Below are 26,769 nucleotides of genomic sequence, written 5' to 3'. Positions count from 1 at the left end.
ATTTGTTTCTTTTTAAAACTTCTGTTGAAATCATGAATGTTTTGTGATATTATATCTATTATCGTTCGTAAATTTTAAGGAGATTTTAAAAATGAATAAGTTTTTTAAACTAAAAGAGAACGGTACGACTGCTCGTACAGAAGTTCTTGCTGGTTTAACCACTTTCTTTGCAATGAGTTATATTCTCTTTGTCAACCCTGAAATGCTCAGTCAAACAGGCATGCCAGCACAAGGTGTTTTCTTGGCGACCATCATTGGGACTGTTGCAGGGACGCTAATGATGGCTTTATATGCCAACATTCCTTACGCTCAGGCACCTGGTATGGGACTGAATGCTTTCTTTACTTATACCGTTGTGTTTGCACTGGGGTATACTTGGCAAGAAGCACTTGCCATGGTTTTCCTTTGTGGGATTATCAGTATTATTGTCACGTTGACCAAGGTTCGCACAATCATTATTCATGCAATTCCAGAGAGTTTGAAATACGCTATTTCTGGTGGGATTGGGATTTTCCTAGCTTATATCGGAGTGAAAAAAGCAGGACTTTTGAAATTTTCAATCGATCCGGGAACATATACTGTTGCGGGAAAAGGCGCTGATAAAGCACAAGCAGCTATTACAGCTAATGGAATGGCAACGCCGGGCTTGGTAGATTTTAACAATCCAGCTGTTCTTGTAGCTTTGTTTGGAATTTTCATCACCATTTTCTTTGTTCTCAAACGCATTCGCGGAGGGATTGTTCTCTCCATTGCAGCAACCACGATCGTAGCCATTTTGGTGGGAGTTGTAGATCTTTCAAAAATCAATTTTGCTTCCAATAATATCGGTGCTGCTGTTCAGGATTTAGGAAAGATTTTTGGTGCAGCTTTAGGCAAAAACGGTTTGTTAGCTTTATTTGCAAAACCTTCTCGCATTCCAGAAGTGCTTCTTGCTATTTTGGCCTTTTCATTAACAGATATTTTTGATAACATCGGAACGTTGATCAGTACAGGGCGCAAAGCGGGCATCTTTAACATTGCAGATGAAGAAGCTGCTAAAGATTCGTCTGGCCTTCAAACTAAAATGGACAAGGCGCTGTTTTCAGACATGGTTGGGACAACGATTGGTGCGATTGCAGGGACTTCAAATGTCACGACTTATGTAGAAAGTGCGGCTGGAATTGAAGCAGGAGGTCGTACTGGATTGACAGCACTTGTCGTTGCGGCTTTGTTTGCTATTTCAAGTTTCTTTAGTCCACTTCTTGCTATTGTACCAACAGTAGCGGTAGCACCTATTCTTATCATTGTGGGAATGATGATGCTTTCCAGCATGAAAGATATCGAATGGGATGATTTGTCAGAAGCAGTACCAGCATTCTTTACATCCGTTTTCATGGGCTTTACTTATAGTATTACTCATGGTATTGCCGCAGGATTCATCATGTATGCTTTTGTGAAAATCATCAAGGGTGAAGCTAAGGAAGTTCATCCAATTATCTGGGTGTTGGATGCTTTGTTTATCCTAAATTTTATCAGTCTAGCTTTGGCTTAATGATTGAAAAATCGGGAGTGGGACAAAAATCGGTAATTTCGAAGAAATTTGATTTTGTCGTCCCACCCCCGCACAGTTGAGTAGGGATGTAAAGGTTTATTTATCAACCGAATAGAACCCACTCAACCACTGCGACTTGCAAGAAACTCATAAAAATCTGACGAGGTTAAGGACTTTTGCCCCAGCCTCTTTTCTTTTGTTAAATTTCAGCAGAAAATGAAAACTTCTGGTATAATAAAAGAATGTTTAGCCATAATGAAGATGAGTTGATGGCGTGGGGCGAGAAATTAGGCGCTTTACTCCGAAAACAAGATGTTTTGATTTTAACGGGTGACTTGGGTGCTGGGAAAACAACCTTCACCAAAGGTTTAGCGCGTGGACTGGGTATCAAACAAATGATTAAAAGTCCGACCTACACTATTGTACGAGAATATGACGGACGCCTGCCGCTTTATCATTTGGACGTTTATCGCATTGGGGAAGATCCAGATTCTATTGATTTAGACGATTTTCTCTTTGGAGATGGAGTGACGGTTATTGAATGGGGCGAATTGTTGGGAGATAGTTTGCCAAGTGACTATCTCAAATTGACAATTTTAAGAAAAAGTGATGGTCGAGAATTGGTCTTTGACGCAAAAGGACATCGAGCTGAGAAACTGCTTGAGGAATTTGTCAATGGCTGAGTTAGAGCTAGTTATAAGAGAAGCAGAACCTCAGGATGCCAAACATTTGGTTGATTTTCTTAATCAGGTTGGGCAAGAGTCAGATTACATGACATTAGATGACGCAGGGATTTTGATGACAGAGGAGCAGATGAGCTCTTTCATTGAACATCAGGCCGCGTCAGATAATCAGATTTATCTAATTGCACTATTAGATGATGCGATTGCTGGTCTTGTAAGTATTACGGCTGATTTTCATGAGCGGATTCGACATATTGGACAGGTCTTTATCGTGGTTAAAAGAGCATTTTGGAATCAAGGTTTAGGAAAACTTCTTTTGGAAGAGGCAATTGACTGGGCAGAGAATTCTGGAGTGATTCGACGATTAGAATTGACTGTACAAGCAAGAAATGAACGTGCTGTTCATTTGTATCAGACGTTTGGGTTTGAGATTGAGGGCATTCAAAAAAGAGGAGCCTATCTTTCAGAAGGGAAATTTCTTGATGTTTACCTAATGGGAAAACTGATAGATTAGAATAATATGTTAAAAAAAATTATCTTAATGTTTTTAAGCTTGTGTCTTGTAACGGTTGCAGGACTAGGCGTTTATGGATTTACGATTTATAACCAATCAACGGATGTATTGTCTAAGACTTACAAGAGTTTTGGGAAAGATACAGATGTCATCGCAGCTACCAAACCGCTTACCTTACTTTTAATGGGAGTGGATACCGGTAGCGGCTCTCGTTCAGATCGGTGGGCTGGAAATAGTGACTCCATGATTCTCATGACGGTCAATCCTAAAACAAAAAAGACTACGATGATGAGTTTGGAGCGGGATATTCTCACCAATATAAAAAATGGCGATGAAACCATGCAAGCAAAGCTTAATGCGGCTTATGCAAATGGTGGAGCTGAGCTAGCTATTTCCACAGTGCAAAAAATGATGAATATTCACATCGATCGTTATGTTCTGATCAATATGAAAGGTCTGGTGCAATTAGTTGATGCTGTTGGAGGCATTACGGTCAATAACACACTTGGTTTCCCTATTTCGATTGAAGAAAACGAGCCAGAATACAAAGCAGTTGTTGAACCAGGGAAACAACATATCAATGGTGATCAAGCACTGGTCTATTCGCGGATGCGTTATCAAGATCCGGAAGGGGATTATGGACGTCAAAAGCGCCAACGTGAAGTGATTCAAAAAGTAGTCCAAAAAGTATTGAGTTTAAATAGTGTTAGTCACTATCAAGCTATTTTAAAGGCTGTTAGCAACAATATGCAGACGAATGTTGAGTTGTCTTCTGGCAGTATTCCGCAATTATTAGGTTACCAAGATGCTTTTAAAAATATTGAAAGTAAGCAATTGAAAGGTGAGGGTGCCACTTTACCAGACGGTGGATCTTACCAAATCGTAACTTCGGAGCATATGTTGGAAATGCAAAATGTTCTGAGAAAATCGCTTGGCTTGGACGAAGTGACTGAATTGGAAACCAATGCGGTTTTATATGAAGAATTGTATGGCAGTGCCGCTCCTAGTTCCAGTCAGTCAGGAAATGGCGCAACAACTGGTGCTGCTGATTCTTCTGCGTATTCAAGCAATCCTTATGGAACAGATCAAAATGGACAGTATTACGGTCAATACGGACAATGATATAATAAAAAAGAATTTAGCGTGTGTCTAAATTCTTTTTTATTTCTTAGTTGATGTGAGCCTTCCAGATATCTTGAATTTGCTGAAGTCGAGCAGTAGCGTCTTGCTCAAAAAGTTTGAATTGGTAAGTCAAATCCTGTGAAATTGTTTGTAGATTGTCTTTTTGCTCTTGAACGACTTGGAGATTTCGTTGAATATTTTGTAGATTGTCTTGAATCCTGTCCATTAGCTCATAACTTTCAACAGCCTCGTTCATGAGTTTTTCTCTATTTTTAACAAGGGAAAAGCTGGCTACAGCTGCACCGGTGAATAATAATAAATTGCTAAGTTTCATGGTTTCTCCTTATGCTTTTGAAATTTTTTCGGCTAATTCTGCAAGAGCAGGGAAGTTCGGTTCGTGCGCCACAAAAGTCAGTTTTAAATCATCATTTTCTGTATAGCGTGGTGCTAAATGGACATGTGTATGGAAAACAGATTGACCGGCAATTTCTTCGTTGTTATTGATGATATTCATCCCCTTTGCACCAGTCGCCTTCATCACTTTACGAGCAATATCTGGAATGCGTGCGAAGAGTTGACTGGCAGCTTCACCGTCCATTTCAAGCATGTTGCGGAAATGTTTTTTAGGGACAACCAAGGTATGTCCGGGCGTTACTTGTGAGATGTCTAAAAATGCTAGAATTTCATCGTCTTCATATACTTTAGAAGCTGGAATTTCTCCTGCAATAATCTTACAAAAAATGCAATCTGCCATCAAATTTACCTCTACTTTGCTAGATTTTGTTATAATATAAGAACATTATACCAGAATTTGGAGAAAATATGTTAGAAATAAAAGGGCTTACAGGGGGCTATGTGAATATCCCTGTTTTAAAAGACATCAGTTTCACAGTAGGAAATGGGGAACTGGTGGGGTTGATTGGTTTGAATGGTGCGGGTAAATCCACTACAATCAATGAAATTATCGGACTTTTAACTCCTTATAAAGGTGAAATTTTAATTGACGGTGCCAAACTGCAAGACAGTCCTACGGCTTATCGTAAGAAAATTGGTTTTATTCCGGAAACACCTAGTTTGTATGAGGAATTAACGCTGCGCGAGCATATTGAAACGGTTGCTATGGCTTATGATGTGGAGCAAAAGGTGGCTTTTGCGCGCGTGGAGAAATTATTGACGATGTTTCGCTTGAAAGAAAAATTAGATTGGTTTCCGGTGCATTTTTCTAAAGGAATGAAGCAAAAAGTCATGATTATCTGTGCATTTGTGGTTGACCCCAGCCTTTTTATCGTTGATGAACCATTTTTAGGACTTGATCCAGTTGCCATTGCTGACTTGATAGAGCTTTTGGAGGATGAAAAGGCAAAAGGCAAGTCAATTCTTATGAGTACGCATGTGCTGGATTCGGCAGAAAAGATGTGTGATTCATTCGTGATATTGCATAAGGGAGAAATCCGAGCTAAAGGCAATTTAGCAGAATTACGAGCAGAATTTGCCATGCCAGAAGCTAGTCTCAATGACATTTATCTAGTTTTGACAGAAGAGGCGAGCCTATGAGAAATCTGTTTCAAAAGCGCAGGCAAGTATTTCGCAATCAATGTTTGAAGTATTCACGCTATGTTTTTAATGACCATTTTGTCCTCTTTTTATTGGTCTTTATTGGCTTTTTAGCTGTTCAATACAGTCAACTGTTACGAAATTTTCCTAAAAATCGCCTGCCAATCATTCTTGCTTTAGTGGTTCTTTTGTTCTTATTATTGCCTTTGGGACGAATTGCGACTTATATGGAAAAACCAGATAGTTTATTTTTGTTAGTCAAAGAGGAGGAATTAAAAAGCTACCTACAAGAACAAACGCGTTTATCTTATCGATTATGGGCCTTGCTTCAAACCGTTGTGTTGTTACTATTAGTACCGCTTTTTCTTGCCTTAGGCATGCCGCTTTGGGGCTGGTTTATTCTTGTTTTTCTTATGTTGATAGCAAAATGGTTCGTATTTTTGCAGAAAAGTCAAAAATTTTACCAGGGTGCAGGGGTGAATTGGAGCTATCTCATTGCTTATGAAGAAAGACGTAAGCAGACAATCCTACGTTTCTTTGCTCTCTTTACCAATGTCAAAGGAATTTCTAATAGTGTGAAACGCCGTGCGTATCTTGATGGTTTGACAAATATTCTACCAAAAAGACAGTCAACTACTTGGCAAAATATATATTTGCGTTCTTATTTACGCAATGGTGATTTTCTGGCCTTGACTATACGGTTGCTGTTTCTGTCTCTTTTGGGAATTGGTTTTATCAGTCAATCATGGATTGCGGCTATTTTCGTGGCTTTGTTGAATTATCTCTTGCTATTTCAGTTGACAGCCTTGTACAATGCTTTTGATTATCAATATTTGACGTTCTTATTTCCTTTGGAAACTGGATTGAAATTAAAAGGAGTGAAACAAGTGATTATTCTTATTGGCTACAGCGTGCTTTTTGTGGAAACAATGATGGCTTTGCTGTTTTTCCAAGATAGAGTAGCTTTGCTTTTTATGATAGGAATCACATTGCTACTCTATGTCATTTATTTACCATTCAAATTAAGAAGTTTGGTTGACTAAAGGAAGTAAAATTAGTAAAATAGATAGGAAACTTTTTACGGAGGGGAACAATGGACTTGGTTGATAATGAGCTAACTCTGACACCAATTGCAGGTAAAAGTGGGAAAGCCTACATGGGCACCTATCCAGATGGGGCGCGCGTTTTCGTCAAGATGAATACAACCCCAATCTTAGTAGGTTTAGCTAGAGAACAAATCGCACCGCAATTATTGTGGAGTCGTCGCATGGCAGACGGCAATGTCATGAGTGCACAGGAATGGCTATCAGGAAAAATTTTGACGCCGACTGAAATGGACAAAAAACAAATTGTAAATATTTTGACACGGCTGCATCGTTCACGTCCTTTGATGACACAGTTGCGTCGGTTGGGTTATGCTTTGGAGACGCCAGCAGATTTATTGGAATCTTGGTTAGAACATGCACCATTGGCAATTGGAAATAATCATTACTTGCGGTCGGTTTTAAATGATATGCGTAGTCATTTACCACAATTTCGCGAGGATCATGCAACAATTGTGCATGGCGATGTGCGTCATAGTAACTGGATTGAGACAGATAGTGGATTGGTGTATTTAGTAGATTGGGATTCTGTTCGATTGACAGATCGTATGTTTGATGTGGCTCATATATTAAGCCATTATATTCCAGAGGTGCGTTGGAAAGAATGGTTGACCTACTATGGCTATCGGTATAATGAAACGGTATTGAAAAAATTGTACTGGTATGGTCAGTATGCTTACCTATGTCAGATTGCTAAGTATTATGAAAATGCAGACTTGGAAAATGTGAATCGGGAGATTTATGCACTACGTAACTTCCGTTCAAAATACGGGAAAAAGGTGTCATGAGAGTTAGAAATCGTAAAGGGGCGACGGAATTACTAGAAGCAAACCCACAATATGTAATTTTAAATCCTGCTGAAGCAAAGGGCAAGTGGCATGAGATTTTTGGGAATAAGCACCCCATTCATATTGAAGTGGGAAGTGGAAAGGGTGCGTTTGTTTCAGAAATGGCAAAAGCTCATCCAGAAATTAACTATATCGGAATTGATATTCAAAAATCCGTTTTGAGTTACGCTTTGGATAAGGTTTTAGCAACTGATGTTCCCAATATCAAGCTCCTTTGGGTAGATGGTTCTGATTTGACCAACTACTTTGAAAATGGAGAGATTGATCGTTTGTATCTGAATTTTTCTGATCCTTGGCCCAAGAAACGCCATGAAAAACGGCGCTTGACCTACAAATCTTTTCTCGATACCTTTAAGCAAATTTTACCAGAACATGGTGAGATTCATTTCAAAACAGATAATCGTGGTCTTTTTGAATATAGCTTAGTGAGCTTTTCTCAATACGGGATGAAACTAAATGGTGTTTGGTTAGATTTACACGCGAGCGACTTTGAAGATAATGTGCTGACAGAGTACGAGAAAAAATTTGTCAACAAAGGTCAAGTCATCTATCGGGTCGAGGCGGAGTTTTAAGGTGAAATAGATAATTGAAAGAGGCTGGGCAAAAAGTGTCCCAGCTTCTATCAGATTTAGTAATAAACGAATAACGCAGTAGGTGATTGGACTCTTCATTCGCTTTTCAAGCTCAGAAGAGCGCTTTTGGCGAAAACTTCGTTTTCTTCATCTGCAACCTTAAACAGCTTGATAACTGTTTAAGCACCCTTGCGGGAGTGGGACTACGAGAGTTTGGAACAAAAAGATTTCAATTTTTAAAAATCTTAATTATTAAGCCCCTTAAATCTATAATTAAATGCGACAAGCGAACAAAGCAGAATTCTGATTACCAGAAAACTAGTTTTGTTCGCTTTTTATATTTGAGGTCGGACTTTTGTCCCAGCCTCCTGTCCCACTCCCTTTTCTGATTTTCAGGAGAAAAGATTGCTAAAAAACAAGAGGAGCAAAAGAATGTCTCAAGCGACAAAATGAACTTTAAAAGCTTCATTTAAACATTTTGTTATAAAAGCTATTAACAAAATTTACGATTCAGGACATTGTAGAAGATTTTGATATCAATTGGATGATCTTTTATTATACATACATATGTATGTATAAGTGTGTGATTTGGTAGAATGCTCTTGTTTTGAGTTTGCTAAAAAGTAAAACGTTGCTGTCCAAGTAGATGTTCAAGAAATTTTATTAAATAGTAGAACTTTTCTCATTTTGTTCTTTTCTCTTGTGCTTGATTAAGTTTTTATTTATAATAATTCTAAATAAAGAGAAAAGAGAAGGTTGACGATGATGAGAGAACAAGAGATTGATAAGAATTTTAGCGGTCGGCTTAATATTTTGCGAGCTGGAGTATTGGGGGCCAATGATGGTATTATTTCTATCGCGGGTGTGGTAATAGGGGTAGCAAGTGCAACAGAAAGTATTTGGATTATCTTTCTTTCTGGGTTAGTAGCAGTCTTTGCGGGAGCTTTTTCCATGGCAGGTGGTGAATATGTATCTGTCTCCACTCAAAAGGATACGGAGGAGGCCGCAGTTGTCAGAGAGCGAGATCTTTTAATGAAAAATCCAGATATTGCTAGGCAGTCGCTCTATGCAGCTTATATCCAGAATGGCGAGTGTGAGACTTCTGCCCAGCTTTTAACCAATCGAGCTTTTTTAAAGGATCCTCTCAAAGCTTTGGTAGCGGAAAAGTATGGTATTGAAGTGGAAGAATTTACTAATCCTTGGCATGCAGCAATTTCCAGCTTTATCGCTTTTGTAGCAGGAGCTATCTTTCCCATGCTGAGCATTGTCTTCTTTTCTGCTAGTTATAGAATTCCGGCGACAGTAGTCATCGTTGCTTTATCGCTATTGGGAACGGGATACACCAGTGCCAAGTTAGGAAAAGCACCGATAAAAAATGCCATGATTCGAAACTTAGTCATTGGACTTTTGACTATGACAGTAACTTATCTTGTAGGTCAATTATTTGCTATTTAATTTCGAAATAAAAACCCTTTATGAGGAGTGATTTTGATTGTAGGTTATTCTATTTGACTTTATAGTCAATTCTTTTTAGAATTATCTGTCAACCACAATGCTGAAATCAATCAATTTTCTTACGATTGATAAGTATAGCATCAAATAAAATACAGGAATATATTTTCTTGCATTTTATTTTTTCTTATGCTATAATACAAGTAACGAATATGAAAGAGAGGCGAGGAAGTATCTTCGCCTCTTATCTGTGAGGAGGTGTAGTCTTATCGCAACGATTGTAGAATTGGTAAAAGAGGTTGTCGAGCCAGTCATCCAAGAACCGTATGAATTAGTGAATATTGAGTATGGTAAGATGGGGAGCGACCATGTTCTCAGTATTTTTGTAGATAAGCCGGGAGGGATTACCGTAAATGATACGGCAGATTTGACGGACATCATCAGTCCGCTTTTGGACACGATTAAGCCGGATCCTTTTCCTGAGCAGTATTTCCTTGAGGTGACGAGCCCAGGGTTGGAACGTCCGCTGAAAACGAAAGAACAATTAGCAGATGCAGTTGGGCAATATATCCATGTTAGTCTGTATCAAGCAGTTGATAAAAGTAAAACCTTTGAAGGAACATTGCTTTCTTTTGAGGAAGATAGTTTAACAATGGAATATATGGATAAGACGCGTAAGAAAGTTGTTCAAATTCCTTACAAGCTAGTATCCAAAGCAAGATTAGCAGTAAAATTTTAGTAAGAAAAAGAAAGGATTGCTTTTGTTTTTACAAAAGCGAAAAAGACATGAGTAAAGAAATGCTAGAGGCCTTCCGCATTTTGGAAGAAGATAAAGGGATTAAAAAAGAAGACATTATCGAAGCAGTGACAGAATCCTTGCGCTCCGCTTATCGTCGCCGTTATGGTCAAGCAGATAGCGCAGCCATTGAATTTAACGAAAAAACAGGAGATTTTCGTGTCTATACAGTTCGTGAAGTGGTGGACGAAGTTTTTGATAGCCGTTTGGAAATCAGCTTAAAAGATGCTCTTGCCATTAGTTCGGCTTATGAACTTGGTGATAAAATCAAATTTGAAGAAGCACCAACTGAATTTGGCCGGGTAGCAGCTCAATCTGCTAAGCAAACAATTATGGAAAAAATGCGCAAACAAACGCGGGCAATTACTTACAATAAGTACAAAGAACATGAGAATGAAATCATGTCAGGAACAGTCGAACGCTTTGATAATCGTTTCATCTATGTCAATCTTGGCAGCATTGAAGCGCAGTTGTCTAAACAAGATCAAATTCCTGGAGAAGTCTTTGCTTCGCACGACCGCATTGAAGTTTTTGTTTATAAAGTAGAAGACAATCCTCGCGGTGTAAATGTCTTTGTTAGCCGCAGTCATCCAGAAATGATCAAACGCTTAATGGAGCAAGAGATTCCTGAAGTTTATGACGGAACGGTTGAAATCATGAGCGTTTCTCGTGAAGCGGGTGATCGAACCAAGGTTGCGGTACGCAGTCACAACCCAAATGTAGATGCAATTGGTACAATCGTTGGACGTGGTGGCGCAAACATCAAGAAAATCACCAGCAAGTTTCATCCAGCTAAGTATGATGCAAAATCAGACCGTATGATTCCTATTGAAGAAAACATCGATGTGATTGAGTGGGTGGCAGATCCTGCAGAATTTATTTACAATGCGATTGCTCCGGCAGAAGTGGATCAAGTCATCTTTGACAGTCAAGATAGCAAGCATGCTCTTGTTGTTGTACCAGATAACAAATTGTCTCTTGCAATCGGTCGTCGCGGACAAAACGTACGCTTGGCAGCTCATTTGACAGGTTACCGAATTGATATCAAATCTGCAAGTGAATTTGAAGCTATGGAAGAAGCTGGTGAGCTTGGCGGATTTGCTGAAGAAGCAGAAGAATTTGCAGCAGTTGAAAGTCCTGTAGAAACAGAATTTGTAGAAAGTGAAGTTGAAGCAGCAGACTAAAGGAGGGAAAGAATGGCAAAAACAAGAAAAATCCCTTTACGAAAATCAGTAGTTTCAAATGAAGTCATTGACAAGCGTGATTTATTGCGCATTGTCAAAAACAAAGAAGGTCAAATTTTCATTGATCCAACAGGCAAGGCGAACGGACGTGGAGCTTATATCAAACTTGATAATGAAGAAGCGCTTCAAGCTAAGCAAAAACGAGTCTTTAATCGCAGTTTCAATATGGAAGTGGAAGACGATTTTTACGATGAGCTGATTGCTTACGTGGATCACAAGGTCAAAAGAAGAGAGTTAGGTCTTGAATAAGCAAAAACTAGCAAATTTACTTGGCTTAGCACAACGAGCAGGTCGCATCATATCGGGTGAAGAATTGGTTGTTAAGGCAATACAAGATAAGAAAGCAAAGTTAGTCTTTTTATCCAATGATGCTGCTCCAAATTTGACCAAGAAAATTACTGATAAAAGTCATTATTACAAAGTAGAAGTATCAACCGTGTTTTCAACACTGGAATTAAGCACCGCAGTAGGCAAGGCAAGAAAAGTGCTTGCCATCACTGATGCTGGATTTACAAAGAAAATGAGGTCTCTTATGGAATAGAAGAGGAGGACAAGATTTGTCTAAAGTAAGATTGTACGAAATCGCGAAAGAACTGGGAAAAGAAAGCAAGGAAATTGTGGCGCGTGCAAAAGAGCTTGGTATTGAGGTAAAAAGTCATGCCAGCAGCGTGGAAAGTGAAATAGCAACACGTATCACAGCTAGCTTTTCTCAAGCAGCAGCTCCTAAAAAAGAAACGACCGAGGCTGAGAAGAAAGCAGAGCCGAAGGCAGTAGCTCCGAAGCAAAAGTCGGAAGTGGAAATGAAGTCGGCGCCTGCAAAACCAAAAAGTCGTAATTTCAAGGCTGAACGAGAGGCAAGAGCAAAAGAGCAGGCAGAACGACGAAATAAACAGCGAGAAAATCGGCCACAAAAACAACAAAATGGTGAAAAGCGAAATCGAGAAGAGCGCAATCCGCGTAATAATCGAAACAACCAAAATCGAAATGACCGTGGGAATCGCAGCGAGAAACGCGACAATCGCGATCATCGCAATCAGGATAATCGTCGTCAAGAACAAAATCGTTCAAATATTGCAAATCAGAATCGCCCTCAAACAAATCAAGGACCACGCATTGATTTCAAGGCGCGTGCAGCGGCTCTGAAAGCAGAACAGAATGCCGAATATGCTCGCGGAAGTGAGGAGCGTTTCAAGCAAGCTCAAGCCGCAAAGGCAGCTCAACGTGAGCAGAAGAAACGGAAAGAACCGGTAGAAGAATTATTCAAAGCAGCAGCGCCTATCGTGGAGGCTACGAAGCCGGCTCCACAGTCTCAAGTTGCCCCTGAGGCGGTTCCAACTCCTGCAGTTGATACTCGTCGGAAAAAACAAGCTCGACCAGACAAGAAACGTGATGACTTTGATCGCGAAGAAGATGGTCCAAGAAAACAACAAAAGAATCGAAGCAGTCAAAATCAAGTGAGAAATCAAAAGAATAGTAATTGGAATCATAACAAAAAAAATAAAAAAGGCAAGAACAATCGGAATAACACTCCAACTCCAAAACCAGTTACAGAACGCAAGTTCCATGAATTGCCAAAAGAATTTGAATATACAGAAGGCATGACCGTTGCAGAGATTGCAAAGCGGATTAAGCGCGAACCAGCTGAAATTGTCAAGAAACTCTTTATGATGGGAGTCATGGCGACCCAAAACCAATCGTTAGATAGTGACACCATTGAACTCCTCATGGTGGATTATGGTATTGAAGCTCATGCTAAAGTTGAAGTGGACAATGCAGATATTGATCGTTTCTTTGTGGATGATGATTATCTTGATCCAGATGCCTTGGTAGAGCGTCCGCCAGTTGTGACCATCATGGGACACGTTGACCATGGGAAAACAACACTTTTGGATACCTTGCGTAATTCTCGTGTTGCTACAGGTGAAGCAGGTGGGATTACACAACATATTGGTGCTTACCAGATTGAAGAAAATGGTAAGAAAATTACCTTCTTTGATACACCAGGGCATGCGGCTTTTACTTCTATGCGGGCACGTGGTGCTTCTGTCACAGATATTACGATTCTTGTCGTAGCAGCAGATGATGGAGTCATGCCTCAAACAATTGAAGCGATTAACCATTCAAAAGCAGCCAATGTGCCAATTATTGTAGCGATTAACAAGATTGATAAGCCAGGTGCTAATCCTGAGCGGGTTATCGGTGAATTGGCTGAATATGGCGTTATGTCAACAGCTTGGGGTGGTGATTCTGAATTTGTTGAAATCTCAGCTAAGTTCAACCAAAATATTGATGAACTGCTCGAAACCGTTCTCCTTGTAGCTGAAATTCAAGAGCTAAAAGCTGATCCAAAGGTTCGCGCAATTGGTACAGTAATCGAAGCGCGCTTGGATAAAGGAAAAGGTGCAGTTGCAACCTTGCTCGTTCAACAAGGTACTTTGAATGTGCAGGATCCAATCGTTGTCGGAAATACCTTTGGACGTGTACGTGCCATGACCAATGACCGTGGACGCCGAGTGAAAGTTGCTGGACCGTCTACACCAGTATCTATCACAGGTCTAAATGAAACACCGATGGCTGGTGATCATTTTGCAGTATATGAAGATGAAAAAGCAGCGCGTGCAGCTGGTGAAGAACGTGCAAAACGTGCTCTCATGAAGCAACGTCAAGCAACTCACCGTGTTAGTCTTGAAAATCTCTTTGATACCCTTAAAGCAGGCGAAGTCAAGTCTGTCAATGTTATTATCAAAGCAGATGTGCAAGGTTCTGCCGAAGCCTTGACAGCTTCCCTTCAAAAGATTGAAGTGGAAGGTGTTAAAGTCACGATTGTTCACTCAGCAGTTGGTGCGATTAACGAATCAGATGTTACTCTTGCGGAAGCTTCCAATGCCTTTATCATTGGTTTCAATGTTCGTCCTACTCCACAAGCTCGTCAACAAGCTGAAGCGGATGACGTCGAAATTCGTCTTCACAGCATTATTTATAAAGTCATTGAAGAAGTAGAAGATGCCATGAAAGGGATGTTGGATCCAGAATACGAAGAAAAAATTATCGGTGAAGCTGTTATCCGTGAAACCTTTAAGGTTTCTAAAGTCGGTACTATTGGTGGCTTTATGGTGGTTAGCGGTAAAGTAACTCGTGATTCTAAGGTTCGTGTGATTCGTGATGGTGTTGTCATCTTTGATGGTGCGCTTGCTAGCCTCAAACATTATAAGGATGATGTGAAAGAAGTTGGCAATGGACAAGAAGGCGGTCTCATGGTTGAGAATTACAATGACATCAAAGTGGATGACATGATTGAAGCCTACATCATGGAAGAAATCACAAAATAAGAGATGAATGGAAAAAAGACAGGCTATGGTTTATTAAAGTCTGCCTCAACCTTTTTCTAAAATAAGTGAAAGGAGATATCATGGCAAATCAATTTCGTGTAGATCGTGTGGGCATGGAAATCAAACGCGAAGTCAATGAAATTTTGCAAAAAAAAGTTCGTGATCCACGTGTTCAAGGAATTACCATTACAGATGTGCAAATGTTGGGCGACTTGTCAATGGCAAAAGTGTACTACACGCTGATGAGCAACCTTGCTTCTGAACAAGAAAAAGCTCAGACCGGTTTAGAAAAGGCGAAGGGAACCATCAAACGTGAATTGGGTCACAACTTGAAGATGTACAAAATCCCTGATTTGACTTTCATCAAGGATGAATCGATTGAATATGGGAACAAAATTGATCAAATGCTCCGTGATTTAGATCAAAAATAAGACGTGATTTTAGCTATATCAATATATTTAAAAAGAAAGGAAATTTTATTTTTCTTTCTTTTTTTGATAAAAATGCTAAAAAAGGCTTGTTACTTTTACACTTATCCTTTAAAATAGAAAAGGAGATAATCCGCTACAGATTTTTCGGAGGAGAAAAGATGTCCATCAATTGGCAGCAAATTATATTTAGCTTTTTAGGCGGTTTAGGACTTTTCCTATATAGTATTCGGATGATGGGAGATGGTTTGCAGCAGGCTGCGGGTGATCGGCTTCGTTATTTCATTGACAAATATACCAGCAATCCATTTTTTGGTGTTCTAGTTGGAATTGGTCTAACAGCCTTGATTCAGTCAAGTTCAGGTGTGACAGTTATTACAGTTGGATTGGTAAGCGCTGGACTATTGACTTTGAAGCAAGCGATTGGGATTGTTATGGGAGCCAATATCGGAACGACAGTGACCTCCTTTATTATTGGTTTTAAGCTAGGTGATTATGCCTTACCCATTCTCTTTTTAGGAGCAGTCTGTCTCTTCTTTACCAAAAAGCGCTCTATCAATAATATTGGTCGTGTCTTATTTGGGGTCGGTGGGATTTTCTTTGCTTTAAATCTGATGAGTGGCGCTATGGAGCCATTGAAAGATTTAGACGCTTTCCGTGAATATATGATAAAGTTAAGTGGAAATCCAGTCCTTGGTGTGTTTGTAGGAACAGGGATTACATTGCTCATTCAAGCTTCGTCTGCTACCATTGGGATTTTGCAGAATCTATATGCGAGCGGCTTGATTGAGTTAAAGGGAGCTTTGCCAGTCCTTTTTGGGGATAATATCGGGACAACGATTACAGCGATTATTGCATCATTAGGAGCCAATATTGCTGCTAAACGTGTGGCAGGTGCCCATGTCACTTTCAATGTGGTCGGTACCGTTTTATGCTTGATCGTTTTAGGTCCATTTACGAGCTTAATTCAGTGGTTTCAAGCAGCACTCCATTTAAGCCCAGAAATGACCATCGCCTTTGCTCACGGAACTTTTAATGTTACCAATACGATTATTCAATTTCCATTTATTGGCTTGTTAGCTACCTTGGTAACAAAACTGATTCCAGGTGAAGATGAAGTTGTGAAATATGAACCGCTTTATTTAGATCCGATTTTAATCAAACAAGCTCCGTCTTTGGCGCTTGGAAATGCCAAAAAAGAATTGCTTCATTTAGGACGTTATGCGATGCGTTCATTTGAGCTAGCTTATGATTATATTGTAAATAACACTGAAAAATCAGCAGATAAAGGGCATAAAACAGAAGAAGCTATCAATAAGATTGATGAAGATTTGACGCGCTATCTGATCGATTTATCCAGTGAGCCTCTGAGTCAAAAAGAAAGTGAAGTCTTGACCAATATTTTGGACTCTTCACGCGATTTGGAAAGAATTGGAGACCATGGCGAGGCATTGATTAACTTGACAGACTATATTCGCCGTAAAAAAGTAGAATTTTCTCCAGCAGCTTTGCAAGAGTTGGATTTGATTTACAATATGACACTCAGCTTCATAAAAGAATCATTGAAGTCTGTAGAAGATAATGATATTGAATTGGCCAATAGTTTGGTGGCTAAGCATGAAGCGATTGATAAAATGGAACGCAGATTGCGCAAAACACATATTCATCGCTTGAACAGAGGTGAATGCTCTACGCAGGCTGGGGTGAACTTCATTGATATCATCTCTCACTATACAAGGGTCGCAGACCATGCCATGAATTTGGCAGAAAAAGTGCAAGCAGAGCAAATTTAAGATTGAGAAACAAATTGCTGAGAGGTAGTTTGTTTTTTTGATGATTTTAAATACGCAAAATAGGTCTATACCATTTACAAAAAAATAAGAAAGCGGTATAATAAAAGGGACATAATGAATAAATGTGAGAGTGACTCAAAATATCAATTACAGTTGCTAAAAATAATAGTAGCTTAACATAAACTCTCATCGAATGAAGGAGGTTTTATTATGCCTAAATACATTCAAGCAGATCAATTTTTCTATCCTCATGGTATTCGTCAAGGTGGCTATCTGGAATTAGTCAATGGCAAATTTGGAAAATGGTTCAAAGAAATTCCAGCAGATGCGGAAGTGATAGATCACACAGGTTATTCTATTGCACCAGGCTTGGTAGATACTCATATTCATGGCTTTGGTGGTGTTGATGTGATGGACAATAATATCGAAGGGACGCTTCACACCATGAGTGAAGGACTGCTGTCAACAGGTGTCACCAGTTTTTTGCCAACAACCTTGACCTCAACTTTTGAATTGTTGCTAGCTGTGACCGAAAATATTGGTGCTCATTATCAAGAAGCGACAGGTGCTAAGATTCGTGGGCTTTATTTTGAAGGACCGTATTTCACAGAAAAATACAAGGGCGCTCAAAATCCAACTTATATGAAAGACCCTCGAATGGATGAATTTCTCGCTTGGCAAAAAGCTTCAAATGGTTTGCTCAATAAAATCGCTCTAGCGCCAGAACGAGAAGGTGTTGAAGACTTTGTCCGCACCATTACGGATGAGGGCGTAACGGTTGCGTTGGGACACTCAAATGCAACTTTTGAAGAAGCAAAAGCAGCTGTGGATGCGGGTGCTAGTGTCTGGGTTCATGCTTATAATGGAATGCGTGGATTGACCCACCGAGAACTCGGCATGGTCGGAGCTATGTACGAGCTGCCTCATACTTATGCGGAATTGATTTGTGACGGTCACCATGTTGATCCAAAAGCCTGTGATATTTTGATGAAGCAAAAAGGACATGAAAATGTAGCACTTATCACAGATTGTATGACTGCAGGTGGCTTGGAAGACGGAGACTATATGCTGGGAGAATTTCCAGTAGTGGTCGCCAACGGAACTGCTCGTCTCAAATCAACAGGCAACCTCGCGGGCTCTATCTTGAAATTGAAAGACGGACTGAAGAACGTTGTCAAATGGGGCATTGCCAACCCACATGAAGCAGTTATGATGGCAACGCTCAATCCAGCAAAATCCGTTCATATTGAGGATGTTTGCGGTCAAATCAAAGAAGGTCACGATGCGGACTTTATCGTTTTGGACAAGGATTTAGAACTCGTTGCAACTTATCTTGATGGTGAAAAACGATACGAAGTGTAAAGACGTAACATTGAAGTATTCATATAGTTTTTTTAGAATCTAGGATAACACCCTAGGTTCTTTTTTACAGCTTTTTATAATCAGTATGTGTGTATTCCGAACTATTATTCTATAAATAAAGTAACTTTATAGTTAAAACTTTATATTTTCTACTTTTTGTATATGTTCATAAAGAAATATTACGCTTCCATTATAAATGCTGTTTTGTGTGAATCTTCAGAAAAATTTACGATATAATAACTTTTAAAAAATAAAAATGAGGAGATTTATATGCAAAAACAACGTTTTTCATTGAGAAAGTATAAGTTTGGTTTGGCTTCGGTCGTTTTAGGTACATTTTTAGTAATTGGAGCAGCTCAAGTTCAAGCTGAGGAGCAAGTGGCAGCTAAGCCCGTAGTTGCACAGGAGACGAACGTTGCTACGACAACAGAAGCGACTACTCAATCAGCAACTGCGTCTGAAAATACAGAATCTGAGGCAGAGAAAACAGATTCTTCAGTAGCCACCCCTGCTGAAACACCGCAACAGACAGCGACTGCTCAAGTTGCTGAAGTGACATCAAGCTCTCCGTCTGAAGTGTCTTCCAACGCTGAAGAGCAACCAGCTCCAGAAGATACAAGTGCTACAAAGAAGGAAAGTACATCAGCTTCGCAACCGAAAGCAACATCGACAGAGGCAGAGTCGACTTCTGTGACGAATTCATCGGCTGCACCTGCTACAAAAGCTGAGCCGGCTAAGACATCTGCGTCAGATGAAGCAAAACCTGCAAGTGTTAGCAGTAATGAAATCATCAAAGTTCCTCAAACCTGGCATCAAGGTTATAAAGGGGAGGGCACTGTTGTAGCGATTATTGACTCTGGTTTGGATGTTCACCATGAAGTATTGCGGATTACAGATCCTTCAAAAGGAAAATACAAAACTGAAGCCGAAATGGAGGCTGTTAAGCGTGCAGCTGGCATTGACTATGGGAAATGGTACAATGACAAAGTAGTCTATGCTTATGATTATATGGACGGTGATGACAATATCAAAGAAAAAGATACGTCATCGCACGGGATGCATGTAACAGGGATTGCTACAGGAAATCCAGATAAGAAAAGTGCTAATGGTGAATATGTTTACGGAGTAGCACCTGAAGCGTAGGTTATGTTTATGCGGGTCTTTTCTGATCGTAGCGGAACTACTAGTTCAGCTATTTATGCGAAAGCCATTGATGATGCGGTTGCCCTTGGAGCGGATTCTATCAATATGAGTCTGGGTTCTTCTACTGGTTCCACTGTCAATGCTGATCCAAGCATTGTGGATGCGATTAAACGTACCCGTGCAAAAGGAGTTTCAGTCCTCATATCTGCAGGGAACAGCAACACATTTGGATATGGGTATGATAAACCACTAGCAGAAAATCCTGATTATGGATTAGTCGGAAACCCCTCTACGGTAGAAGACTCAATCTCTGTTGCTTCCGTCAATAACACAGTAGTCACAGAAGAAGTCTTTAATGTCCTTGGATTGGAAAACAATGCTGAATTAAATCATGGGAAATTCACTTATGCAGCAGCTGAAACAGAAGGACAGTTTGAAAAAGGAAAAGAGTATGAATATGTAGACGCTGGACTTGGTCGTGAAGAAGACTTTAGCGGAGTGGATGTCAAAGGAAAACTAGCTCTTGTGCAACGTAGCAGTATTACATTTGCAGAAAAAGCAAACAATGCACTGAAACACGGCGCGACTGGAATATTAGTCTATAATAATGTCGCAGGTGCGAATGTTACAATAGCTTTAGACGGAGAGGGCAAGAAAAATCCGGCAGTCTTTATTTCCAAAGAATATGGTGAAGCGCTGAAAGCTGGTCAGTACAAGTTAGTATTTAATGGCGATATGGCTAATCAGCCCAATCCAGAAGCAAAAGAAATGTCTGATTTTTCAAGTTGGGGTGTAACAACAGATGGTCAATTGAAACCAGATGTAACTGCTCCTGGTGGCTCTATCTTTTCATCGCTCAATGATAATACCTATGGCAATATGAGCGGAACCAGTATGGCAGCTCCTCACGTAGCTGGTGTAGCTGCTCTTGTCAAACAGTATTTGCTAAAGAAATACCCAGACAAATCTCCAGCAGAAATTTCAGAATTAGTCAAAGCCTTGATTATGTCTACAGCGAAACCGCATGTCAATAAGGAAACTGGAACGTACACTTCCCCCCGTCAACAAGGTGCTGGTATTGTAGACACAGCAGCAGCCGTATCTACAGATTTGTATGTAACGGGCGAAAATAATTATCCTAGTGTATCGCTTGGAAATGTTAAGGATGAATTTACATTTGATGTGACCGTTCACAATCTTTCTGATAAAGATCGGACACTGAAAATGATTGTCAATACGAATACGGATAATGTTAAAGATGGACGTTTTACACTAACTCCTAGAAAATTAACAGAAACCGTCTGGCCTGAGATTACTGTTAAGGCACACAGCAGTGAATGTGTCACGGTCAAAGTCAATACATCTAAATTTGCAGAAGAATTGAGCAAGCTCATGCCAAATGGCTACTTCTTAGAAGGTTTTGTTCGTTTTGTTGATCCAGCGGATGATGGAGATGTAGTTAGCCTGCCATTTATGGGCTTCCGTGGCGAATTTCAAAATCTACCAGCAGCTGAAAAACCAATTTATAATTTGGTCAGAGAAGGCAAGTCTGGATTTTATTACGATGTTCTGAAAGATAAGAGTGTTTCAGCCGGTGACAATGTGAGTGCTATTTTAACAACGGCTAATGAAACCCTTTATTCAACTGGGCAGACAACAGCTCGTAGTCCGATTGTGCTTGGCACGGTGGAAAATGAACAAGGCACAAATGTCTTGCAGTTGGATGCCAATGGAAATGTTCGTCTTGCCTTTTCTCCAAATAATGACGGCAACAAAGACTTGATTCAGTACCGCTCTGTATTTTATCGGAATTTCACCAATCTAACCGCCAGCGTCTATGCAAGTACGGATACAGATTATCGTTCACCAATTTGGAAGAGTAGCAAAGCTTTAGATGGTCGTAAAAATTACTTTGATAGTAAAGGGCCGAAATCTTATGTGGTTGAAAATACTGTCTGGGATGGTCGTGATAGTAGCGGAAATGCTGTGAAAGACGGTCTATATACCTATGTGATCCGCTACATGCCTGATGTCCCTGGGGCAAATGAACAAGCGGTAGCTTTCCAACTTCAAATCGATACACAAAAGCCAGTCATCACATCAGGTTATATCACAAACACAAATGGAGTAGAAACATTTGTCGCTCGTCAGGTAAAAGATGAAGGGGATGGTGGAATTCTAAGAAAAAGCCTCTTCTACCTTCAGCCAGATAAAAACAACAGCGTCCTCTATCAAGCCAGAGATACTTTGGGAAATGTACGCATTTATGAACGCCGTGTTTGTATTGCTACAAATCAAGACGGCAGCTACACTTTGCCAAAAGGTGTAGAAAAGACCAATATTTTCTATTTGGTAGAAGATTTTGCTGGAAATAAAGATGTTATCTCTTTGGCAAAATTAGTAGGAGATGAAAATAGTGGACGGATTCGTGTAGCTTTGGTAGATGCTGAAAGTCATAAAGATTTGGATACGAGCTTTGTATATCGTATCAAAGATGCAAACGGTAATTATGTCAATCTTGATAAAGGAAATGACATCAACTTCTTAGGATTTGGACACTATGTGGCTGAATTGTTCACTTATGACAAAGGCGGTCTAAAACTGTACAGCCCTCAAACGCAAGAATTTGATTTGACAGTTGAGGACAGCTTTAAAACGATTGAATTTTTAGCGAAAGAAATCGTCTATGCTCCACTAAGTGTAGCTTTCAATCAAGCAGTTCCTAAAAATACATCCGTTGTCTTAAAAAATGCAGACGGAGATTTATTGGTATTACCAATGCAAAAATATGGTCAAAATGCGTTTGGTAAAACGGTTGCAGTAGGTCGTTATACGGTTCTTGTGAAACTTCCTGCAGGTTATGAATTGTGGGATGAAAATCCAACGGTTGAGGTCTTTGAAAGTCAAAATAATCTTCTTAAGTTAGCGGTTATTATCAAAACGCAGCTACTAGCGGCTGTCAATAAACAAGCTAGTCTTGTCGCATCTGCTCAGTATTATAATGCAGCTGCAGAAAAACGGACAGCTTATAATCAGGCTTACGCAGTGGCTCAAGTTGCTGTGGCTGGCAAATTGACTCAAGCTGAAGTGGATAAAGTTTTAGCAGCTTTAAATACGGCTTCTAACGATTTGGACGGTAAAGATTCTGATATTGCTTCTGTGAAGCAAGCCATTGCTGCCTATGGTGCTATGACAAAAACAGGACGTTATGCCAACGCTACAGAGAAATACCGTCGCAATTATGACCAAGCTTTCCAAGCAGTTGCTTTTCTGTTAGCACAAGAGCGTGTAACTCAAGAACAAATTGATACAGTTCTAGCTCAATTAAAAGCAGCAGAGCAGCGACTGAATGGCAAAGCCACGAACTTTAGCAGCTTGCAAAAGCTAGTGGATAGAGAAGTGGAATTTCAAGCAAGTAACTATCGCTTCATTTATGCTTCTGATGATGTCAAAGCAGCTTACTTAACAGCTTTTGAAAAAGCGCAAGCTGTATTGGTAAATCCAGGAGCAAGTCGGGAAGAAGTGAAAGCGGCTACTGCAAATTTAAGAGAAGCAAAACGAAAACTAAATGGGAAAAGACCCCAAAAGGTTCAAACAGTAAGTGTTTTGACAAAAACAGCAGATCCAGCAACTTCTAATGAGTTGGTCTCTTAAATAAAAATTGAGAAAAGTTTGGGAGTGGAACAGAACTAAATGAAATAAAAATGTAGTTCATAATCCTACCCGCAAGGTTGCCCAACAGTCTCCCAGACTGTTGAGATGGTGGATAAAGAAAACAACGTTTTCGTCAAAAGTATTTTTCTGAGCTTAAAAAGCCAAATGCCTTGAGACTTTGCTTTGCAAGATCTATCCGCCACCTCAGAGCTGTTCTTTGAGCAATCAGCTACTGTGTTGTTGATTTAGTGCATATTATGCTTTGAGGTTGGGAATTTTTACCCAGCCTCAAACTTTTTTCAAATCTGTGGTGAATTTCATCAGTATTTCTATTTTACAAAATTTTATTTTCCTGCTATAATAGTTTTTATGAAAGAGGTCTTGTCAGGATACTTTCTAGCGAGTCTGGGGTGGTGAAAGCCAGATAAGTGAAAGATGAGGACGGAGCTTTCAGTAATTTTTAGTCGATAAATTTTTCATTAAGACTATATTAACAATGAAGTAATAAACTAGGGTGGAACCGCGTTTTGACGCCCCTATACAAATCTGTATAGGTATCGTGTCAAGTGCAGTTCTGCTTTTTGTTTTGTCAGTCAAATTGATTCACTTGTTGACGCTAGTGTTATTTCTACTATAAATTCAGGTTAGTAAGAATAATATCATAAAAAGAATGGAGTATCTTATGTCAAAGAAGTTGACTTTCCAAGAAATTATTTTAACGTTGCAACAGTTCTGGAATGATCAGGGCTGTATGCTCATGCAGGCTTACGATAATGAAAAAGGTGCTGGTACCATGAGTCCGTATACTTTCTTGCGCGCTATTGGTCCTGAGCCGTGGAATGCGGCTTATGTAGAGCCTTCACGTCGCCCAGCAGACGGTCGTTATGGGGAAAATCCTAATCGCCTTTACCAGCACCACCAGTTTCAAGTGGTGATGAAACCAAGTCCAAGTAATATTCAAGAGCTGTATTTGCAGTCTTTGGAGTTATTGGAAATTGATCCGTTGGAACATGATATTCGTTTTGTAGAGGACAATTGGGAAAATCCTTCAACAGGTTCTGCAGGTCTAGGATGGGAAGTATGGCTTGACGGTATGGAAATCACGCAGTTTACTTATTTCCAACAGGTCGGTGGTTTGCCTACCAACCCAGTGACATCTGAAGTTACCTATGGTTTGGAGCGCTTGGCATCTTATATTCAAGAGGTGGATTCTGTTTATGATATTGAATGGGCTGATGGCGTAAAATACGGAGAAATCTTCCGCCAACCAGAATTTGAACATTCAAAATACAGTTTTGAAGTGAGTGATCAAGCTTTGCTGTTGGCTAATTTTGATCATTTTGAAGCAGAAGCGAAGCGCTGTTTAGAATACAATCTTGTCCATCCTGCTTATGATTATGTGCTGAAATGCTCTCATACCTTTAACTTGCTGGATGCTCGCGGAGCTGTTTCGGTGACGGAGCGGGCAGGTTACATTGCTCGGATTCGCAATTTGGCACGTATTGTTGCTAAAACTTTTGTGGCAGAGCGCAGACGACTAGGCTATCCATTATTAGATGAAGCAACACGTGAGAAATTATTGGCTGAGGAGGAATAAAAATGACAAAGAATTTATTGGTTGAGTTAGGGCTAGAAGAAATGCCAGCTTATGTTGTGACACCAAGCATGAAGCAATTACGTGATAAAATGGCAGCCTTTTTAACAGACAATCGTTTAACTTTTGATAAGATTGAAATGTTTTCAACTCCTCGTCGCTTGGCTGTGCGCGTGTCCAATTTAAGTGAGAAGCAAACGGACTTAACAGAAGATTTTAAAGGTCCAAGCAAGAAGATTGCTTTGGATGCAGAGGGAAATTTCACCAAAGCCGCGCAAGGTTTTGTTCGTGGAAAAGGCTTGACGGTTGAAGATATCACATTTCGTGACATCAAAAGCGAAGAATATGTCTATGTGACCAAGCAAGAAATCGGAAAACCTGTTGAAGAATTGATTGACGGAGTTGTTGATGTGCTGACTTCACTAAGCTTTCCGGTCAATATGCACTGGGGGAGCAATACATTTGAATATATCCGTCCCGTTCATACCCTAACTGTGTTGTTGGACGATGAGTCCTTTTTGATGAATTTGTTCGATATTGAAAGTGGACGGACAAGTCGGGGGCATCGTTTTCTCGGTCATGAAGTGAAGATTCAGTCGGCAGATTCTTATGAAGAGGACTTGCGCAAAGTTTTTGTCATTGCCAACCCAATGGAACGCGAAAATATGATTTTGGATCAAATCAAAGAAATCGAGAAAATGCACAACGTTCATGTGGAGATTGACGAAGATTTGCTGGACGAAGTGCTGAATTTGATTGAATACCCAACCGCTTTTATCGGACGTTTTGACGAGCGTTACCTAGATGTACCTGAGGAAGTTCTTGTGACTTCCATGAAAGTCAATCAACGCTACTTTGTTGTTCGCAATGAAAATGGCAAGCTTCTTCCATATTTCGTATCGGTACGCAACGGAAATGCAGAACACCTCGAAAATGTCGTTAAAGGAAATCAGAAAGTTTTAGTGGCTCGGTTAGAAGATGCAGAATTTTTCTGGCGCGAAGACCAACGATTGATTATTTCTGACTTGGTTGACAAGTTGAAAAATGTGACTTTCCATGAAAAAATCGGCTCTCTAGCAGAGCACATGGAGCGAACAGCAAAAATTGCAGCCCTTTTAGCAGAAAAAGCCCATTTATCTAAGCAAGAAATGAAAGATGTAGCGCGAGCTGCAGCCATTTACAAGTTTGATTTGTTGACTGGTATGGTTGGTGAATTTGATGAGCTGCAAGGTATCATGGGTGAAAAATATGCCCTGCTTGCAGGAGAAAATAAAGCAGTAGCTAGAGCCATTCGAGAGCATTATTTGCCAACTGCAAGTGACGGTGAATTGCCAGACATGAAAATTGGTGCCATTTTAGCCATTGCAGACAAGATGGATACGATTCTTTCTTTCTTCTCGGTCGGACTCATTCCAAGCGGTTCAAATGACCCTTATGCTCTTCGTAGAGCAACGCAAGGTGTCGTGCGTATTCTTGATAAATTTGGTTGGCACATTGCTTTAGATGAATTGGTAGAAGAGATTTATGCGCTGCAATTTGACAGTCTCACATATAGCAATAAAGAACAAGTGCTTGATTTCTTCCGTGCACGTATTGAAAAAATGATGGACAGCGATGTTCCAAAAGATATCGTGTCTTCTGTTTTAAATAGTTCAACGTTTGTTGTGCGGGACTTGGTTGAAGCAGCAAGTCGTTTGGCAGAAAAAGCACAAGAAGATTCTTTCAAATCGTCGATCGAAAGTTTAGCACGTGTCTTTAACTTGGCAGAAAAAGCAGAAACGGCTAGTGTTGTGGACGAGAGCCTCTTTGAAAATGCCGAAGAAAAAACCCTTCATGCAGCAGTAGAAAACTTAACGTTATCTGATGACTTAACAGATAATATTGAGCAACTCTTCGCTTTAAGTCCAGTGATTGACGCTTTCTTTGACAATACTATGGTTATGGCTGAAGATGAAGCAATCCGAGCAAATCGTTTGGCACTCCTAGCTGCCTTAGTGACGAAAGCCAAAAAAGTGGCACAATTTAACCAAATTAATACAAAATAATC

The 26,769-nt window shown here is 40.0% G+C and carries 21 protein-coding genes and 1 pseudogene; 20 read left to right on the top strand and 2 right to left on the bottom strand.

Going from position 1 to position 26,769, the window contains the following annotated elements:
• The first annotated feature begins 91 nt into the window (after positions 1 to 91).
• The 4 genes from ANG_RS09340 (at position 92) to lytR (ending at position 3,850) form a co-directional block, all read left to right on the top strand.
• A complete protein-coding gene (locus ANG_RS09340) occupies positions 92 to 1,531 on the top strand; it encodes an NCS2 family permease (RefSeq protein ID WP_025271958.1) in 1,440 nt (479 codons plus the stop codon).
• 242 nt (positions 1,532 to 1,773) lie between these two features.
• Positions 1,774 to 2,214, top strand: a complete 441-nt coding sequence (gene tsaE, locus ANG_RS09335) for a tRNA (adenosine(37)-N6)-threonylcarbamoyltransferase complex ATPase subunit type 1 TsaE (RefSeq protein WP_003033807.1) — start codon at positions 1,774 to 1,776, stop codon at positions 2,212 to 2,214.
• Positions 2,207 to 2,728 carry a GNAT family N-acetyltransferase gene (locus ANG_RS09330; protein ID WP_003033811.1) on the top strand — a complete coding sequence of 174 codons (522 nt, stop codon included), beginning with the start codon at positions 2,207 to 2,209 and terminating at the stop codon, positions 2,726 to 2,728. The genes tsaE and ANG_RS09330 overlap by 8 nt, the downstream gene beginning before the upstream one ends.
• 6 nt (positions 2,729 to 2,734) lie before the next feature.
• The gene (gene lytR, locus ANG_RS09325) at positions 2,735 to 3,850 is read left to right on the top strand and encodes a glycopolymer--peptidoglycan transferase LytR (protein WP_025271957.1); all 1,116 of its coding nucleotides are present in this window, start codon (positions 2,735 to 2,737) and stop codon (positions 3,848 to 3,850) included.
• A 46-nt stretch (positions 3,851 to 3,896) separates the two neighbouring features.
• Here lytR and ANG_RS09320 read toward each other — a convergent pair whose 3' ends face one another.
• Positions 3,897 to 4,184: a hypothetical protein gene (locus ANG_RS09320; protein WP_003033778.1), complete on the bottom strand. Its 288-nt coding sequence runs from the start codon at positions 4,182 to 4,184 to the stop codon at positions 3,897 to 3,899.
• A 9-nt stretch (positions 4,185 to 4,193) separates the two neighbouring features.
• A complete protein-coding gene (locus ANG_RS09315; RefSeq protein ID WP_003025977.1) occupies positions 4,194 to 4,604 on the bottom strand; it encodes an HIT family protein in 411 nt (136 codons plus the stop codon).
• 68 nt (positions 4,605 to 4,672) lie between these two features.
• Between ANG_RS09315 and ANG_RS09310 the strand changes: the two genes are divergently transcribed.
• The 16 genes and pseudogenes from ANG_RS09310 to glyS all read left to right on the top strand — a co-directional run bounded on the left by ANG_RS09310 (position 4,673) and on the right by glyS (position 26,767).
• Positions 4,673 to 5,404 carry an ABC transporter ATP-binding protein gene (locus tag ANG_RS09310; RefSeq protein WP_003033712.1) on the top strand — a complete coding sequence of 244 codons (732 nt, stop codon included), beginning with the start codon at positions 4,673 to 4,675 and terminating at the stop codon, positions 5,402 to 5,404.
• Positions 5,401 to 6,447, top strand: a complete 1,047-nt coding sequence (locus tag ANG_RS09305) for an ABC transporter permease (protein WP_003033732.1) — start codon at positions 5,401 to 5,403, stop codon at positions 6,445 to 6,447. The genes ANG_RS09310 and ANG_RS09305 overlap by 4 nt, the downstream gene beginning before the upstream one ends.
• A 50-nt stretch (positions 6,448 to 6,497) precedes the next feature.
• On the top strand, positions 6,498 to 7,295 hold the full coding sequence (ccrZ, locus tag ANG_RS09300) for a cell cycle regulator CcrZ (protein WP_020999465.1): 798 nt from the start codon (positions 6,498 to 6,500) through the stop codon (positions 7,293 to 7,295).
• A complete protein-coding gene (gene trmB / locus ANG_RS09295; RefSeq protein WP_003033795.1) occupies positions 7,292 to 7,927 on the top strand; it encodes a tRNA (guanosine(46)-N7)-methyltransferase TrmB in 636 nt (211 codons plus the stop codon). The genes ccrZ and trmB overlap by 4 nt, the downstream gene beginning before the upstream one ends.
• A gap of 765 nt (positions 7,928 to 8,692) precedes the next feature.
• The gene (locus ANG_RS09290; protein ID WP_020999466.1) at positions 8,693 to 9,382 is read left to right on the top strand and encodes a VIT1/CCC1 transporter family protein; all 690 of its coding nucleotides are present in this window, start codon (positions 8,693 to 8,695) and stop codon (positions 9,380 to 9,382) included.
• Between the two features lie 247 nt (positions 9,383 to 9,629).
• Positions 9,630 to 10,118: a ribosome maturation factor RimP gene (rimP, locus tag ANG_RS09285; RefSeq protein ID WP_003033786.1), complete on the top strand. Its 489-nt coding sequence runs from the start codon at positions 9,630 to 9,632 to the stop codon at positions 10,116 to 10,118.
• 47 nt (positions 10,119 to 10,165) lie between these two features.
• A complete protein-coding gene (gene nusA / locus ANG_RS09280; RefSeq protein ID WP_020999467.1) occupies positions 10,166 to 11,359 on the top strand; it encodes a transcription termination factor NusA in 1,194 nt (397 codons plus the stop codon).
• Positions 11,360 to 11,371: 12 nt separating this feature from the next.
• Entirely contained in the window at positions 11,372 to 11,668 is a 297-nt protein-coding gene (rnpM, locus tag ANG_RS09275) for an RNase P modulator RnpM (RefSeq protein WP_003033741.1), read from the top strand.
• Entirely contained in the window at positions 11,661 to 11,960 is a 300-nt protein-coding gene (locus ANG_RS09270) for a YlxQ-related RNA-binding protein (protein ID WP_003033813.1), read from the top strand. Before rnpM ends, ANG_RS09270 begins: the two co-directional genes overlap by 8 nt.
• 16 nt (positions 11,961 to 11,976) lie before the next feature.
• Complete coding sequence (infB, locus tag ANG_RS09265; RefSeq protein WP_025271956.1) at positions 11,977 to 14,748, top strand: translation initiation factor IF-2; 2,772 nt, start codon at positions 11,977 to 11,979, stop codon at positions 14,746 to 14,748.
• Between the two features lie 80 nt (positions 14,749 to 14,828).
• Positions 14,829 to 15,179, top strand: coding sequence for a 30S ribosome-binding factor RbfA (gene rbfA / locus ANG_RS09260; RefSeq protein WP_003033710.1), 351 nt, complete (start codon positions 14,829 to 14,831; stop codon positions 15,177 to 15,179).
• 158 nt (positions 15,180 to 15,337) lie between these two features.
• Positions 15,338 to 16,969, top strand: coding sequence for a Na/Pi cotransporter family protein (locus tag ANG_RS09255; protein WP_003033718.1), 1,632 nt, complete (start codon positions 15,338 to 15,340; stop codon positions 16,967 to 16,969).
• Between the two features lie 210 nt (positions 16,970 to 17,179).
• Positions 17,180 to 18,331: an N-acetylglucosamine-6-phosphate deacetylase gene (nagA, locus tag ANG_RS09250; protein WP_003033819.1), complete on the top strand. Its 1,152-nt coding sequence runs from the start codon at positions 17,180 to 17,182 to the stop codon at positions 18,329 to 18,331.
• Between the two features lie 270 nt (positions 18,332 to 18,601).
• A pseudogene (locus tag ANG_RS09245) lies at positions 18,602 to 23,128 on the top strand (S8 family serine peptidase).
• A gap of 682 nt (positions 23,129 to 23,810) precedes the next feature.
• A complete protein-coding gene (gene glyQ, locus ANG_RS09240; protein ID WP_003033825.1) occupies positions 23,811 to 24,725 on the top strand; it encodes a glycine--tRNA ligase subunit alpha in 915 nt (304 codons plus the stop codon).
• A 2-nt stretch (positions 24,726 to 24,727) separates the two neighbouring features.
• Positions 24,728 to 26,767: a glycine--tRNA ligase subunit beta gene (gene glyS / locus ANG_RS09235; protein ID WP_003033723.1), complete on the top strand. Its 2,040-nt coding sequence runs from the start codon at positions 24,728 to 24,730 to the stop codon at positions 26,765 to 26,767.
• The last annotated feature ends 2 nt before the right edge of the window (positions 26,768 to 26,769 follow it).

This window comes from Streptococcus anginosus subsp. whileyi MAS624, assembly GCF_000478925.1.
Taxonomy (GTDB): Bacteria; Bacillota; Bacilli; order Lactobacillales; family Streptococcaceae; genus Streptococcus; species Streptococcus whileyi.
Note: the sequence above shows the minus strand (reverse complement) of the source record. Positions and strands in the feature narration are given on the sequence as shown.

What these genes read in the sequence shown, in the direction of transcription:
- ANG_RS09340 (WP_025271958.1), top strand. Translation starts at nt 92, where the DNA reads ATGAATAAGTTTTTTAAACTAAAAGAGAACGGTACGACTGCTCGTACA.
- tsaE (WP_003033807.1), top strand. Translation starts at nt 1,774, where the DNA reads ATGTTTAGCCATAATGAAGATGAGTTGATGGCGTGGGGCGAGAAATTA.
- ANG_RS09330 (WP_003033811.1), top strand. Translation starts at nt 2,207, where the DNA reads ATGGCTGAGTTAGAGCTAGTTATAAGAGAAGCAGAACCTCAGGATGCC.
- lytR (WP_025271957.1), top strand. Translation starts at nt 2,735, where the DNA reads ATGTTAAAAAAAATTATCTTAATGTTTTTAAGCTTGTGTCTTGTAACG.
- ANG_RS09320 (WP_003033778.1), bottom strand. Translation starts at nt 4,184, where the DNA reads ATGAAACTTAGCAATTTATTATTATTCACCGGTGCAGCTGTAGCCAGC.
- ANG_RS09315 (WP_003025977.1), bottom strand. Translation starts at nt 4,604, where the DNA reads ATGGCAGATTGCATTTTTTGTAAGATTATTGCAGGAGAAATTCCAGCT.
- ANG_RS09310 (WP_003033712.1), top strand. Translation starts at nt 4,673, where the DNA reads ATGTTAGAAATAAAAGGGCTTACAGGGGGCTATGTGAATATCCCTGTT.
- ANG_RS09305 (WP_003033732.1), top strand. Translation starts at nt 5,401, where the DNA reads ATGAGAAATCTGTTTCAAAAGCGCAGGCAAGTATTTCGCAATCAATGT.
- ccrZ (WP_020999465.1), top strand. Translation starts at nt 6,498, where the DNA reads ATGGACTTGGTTGATAATGAGCTAACTCTGACACCAATTGCAGGTAAA.
- trmB (WP_003033795.1), top strand. Translation starts at nt 7,292, where the DNA reads ATGAGAGTTAGAAATCGTAAAGGGGCGACGGAATTACTAGAAGCAAAC.
- ANG_RS09290 (WP_020999466.1), top strand. Translation starts at nt 8,693, where the DNA reads ATGAGAGAACAAGAGATTGATAAGAATTTTAGCGGTCGGCTTAATATT.
- nusA (WP_020999467.1), top strand. Translation starts at nt 10,166, where the DNA reads ATGAGTAAAGAAATGCTAGAGGCCTTCCGCATTTTGGAAGAAGATAAA.
- rnpM (WP_003033741.1), top strand. Translation starts at nt 11,372, where the DNA reads ATGGCAAAAACAAGAAAAATCCCTTTACGAAAATCAGTAGTTTCAAAT.
- rbfA (WP_003033710.1), top strand. Translation starts at nt 14,829, where the DNA reads ATGGCAAATCAATTTCGTGTAGATCGTGTGGGCATGGAAATCAAACGC.
- ANG_RS09255 (WP_003033718.1), top strand. Translation starts at nt 15,338, where the DNA reads ATGTCCATCAATTGGCAGCAAATTATATTTAGCTTTTTAGGCGGTTTA.
- nagA (WP_003033819.1), top strand. Translation starts at nt 17,180, where the DNA reads ATGCCTAAATACATTCAAGCAGATCAATTTTTCTATCCTCATGGTATT.
- glyQ (WP_003033825.1), top strand. Translation starts at nt 23,811, where the DNA reads ATGTCAAAGAAGTTGACTTTCCAAGAAATTATTTTAACGTTGCAACAG.
- glyS (WP_003033723.1), top strand. Translation starts at nt 24,728, where the DNA reads ATGACAAAGAATTTATTGGTTGAGTTAGGGCTAGAAGAAATGCCAGCT.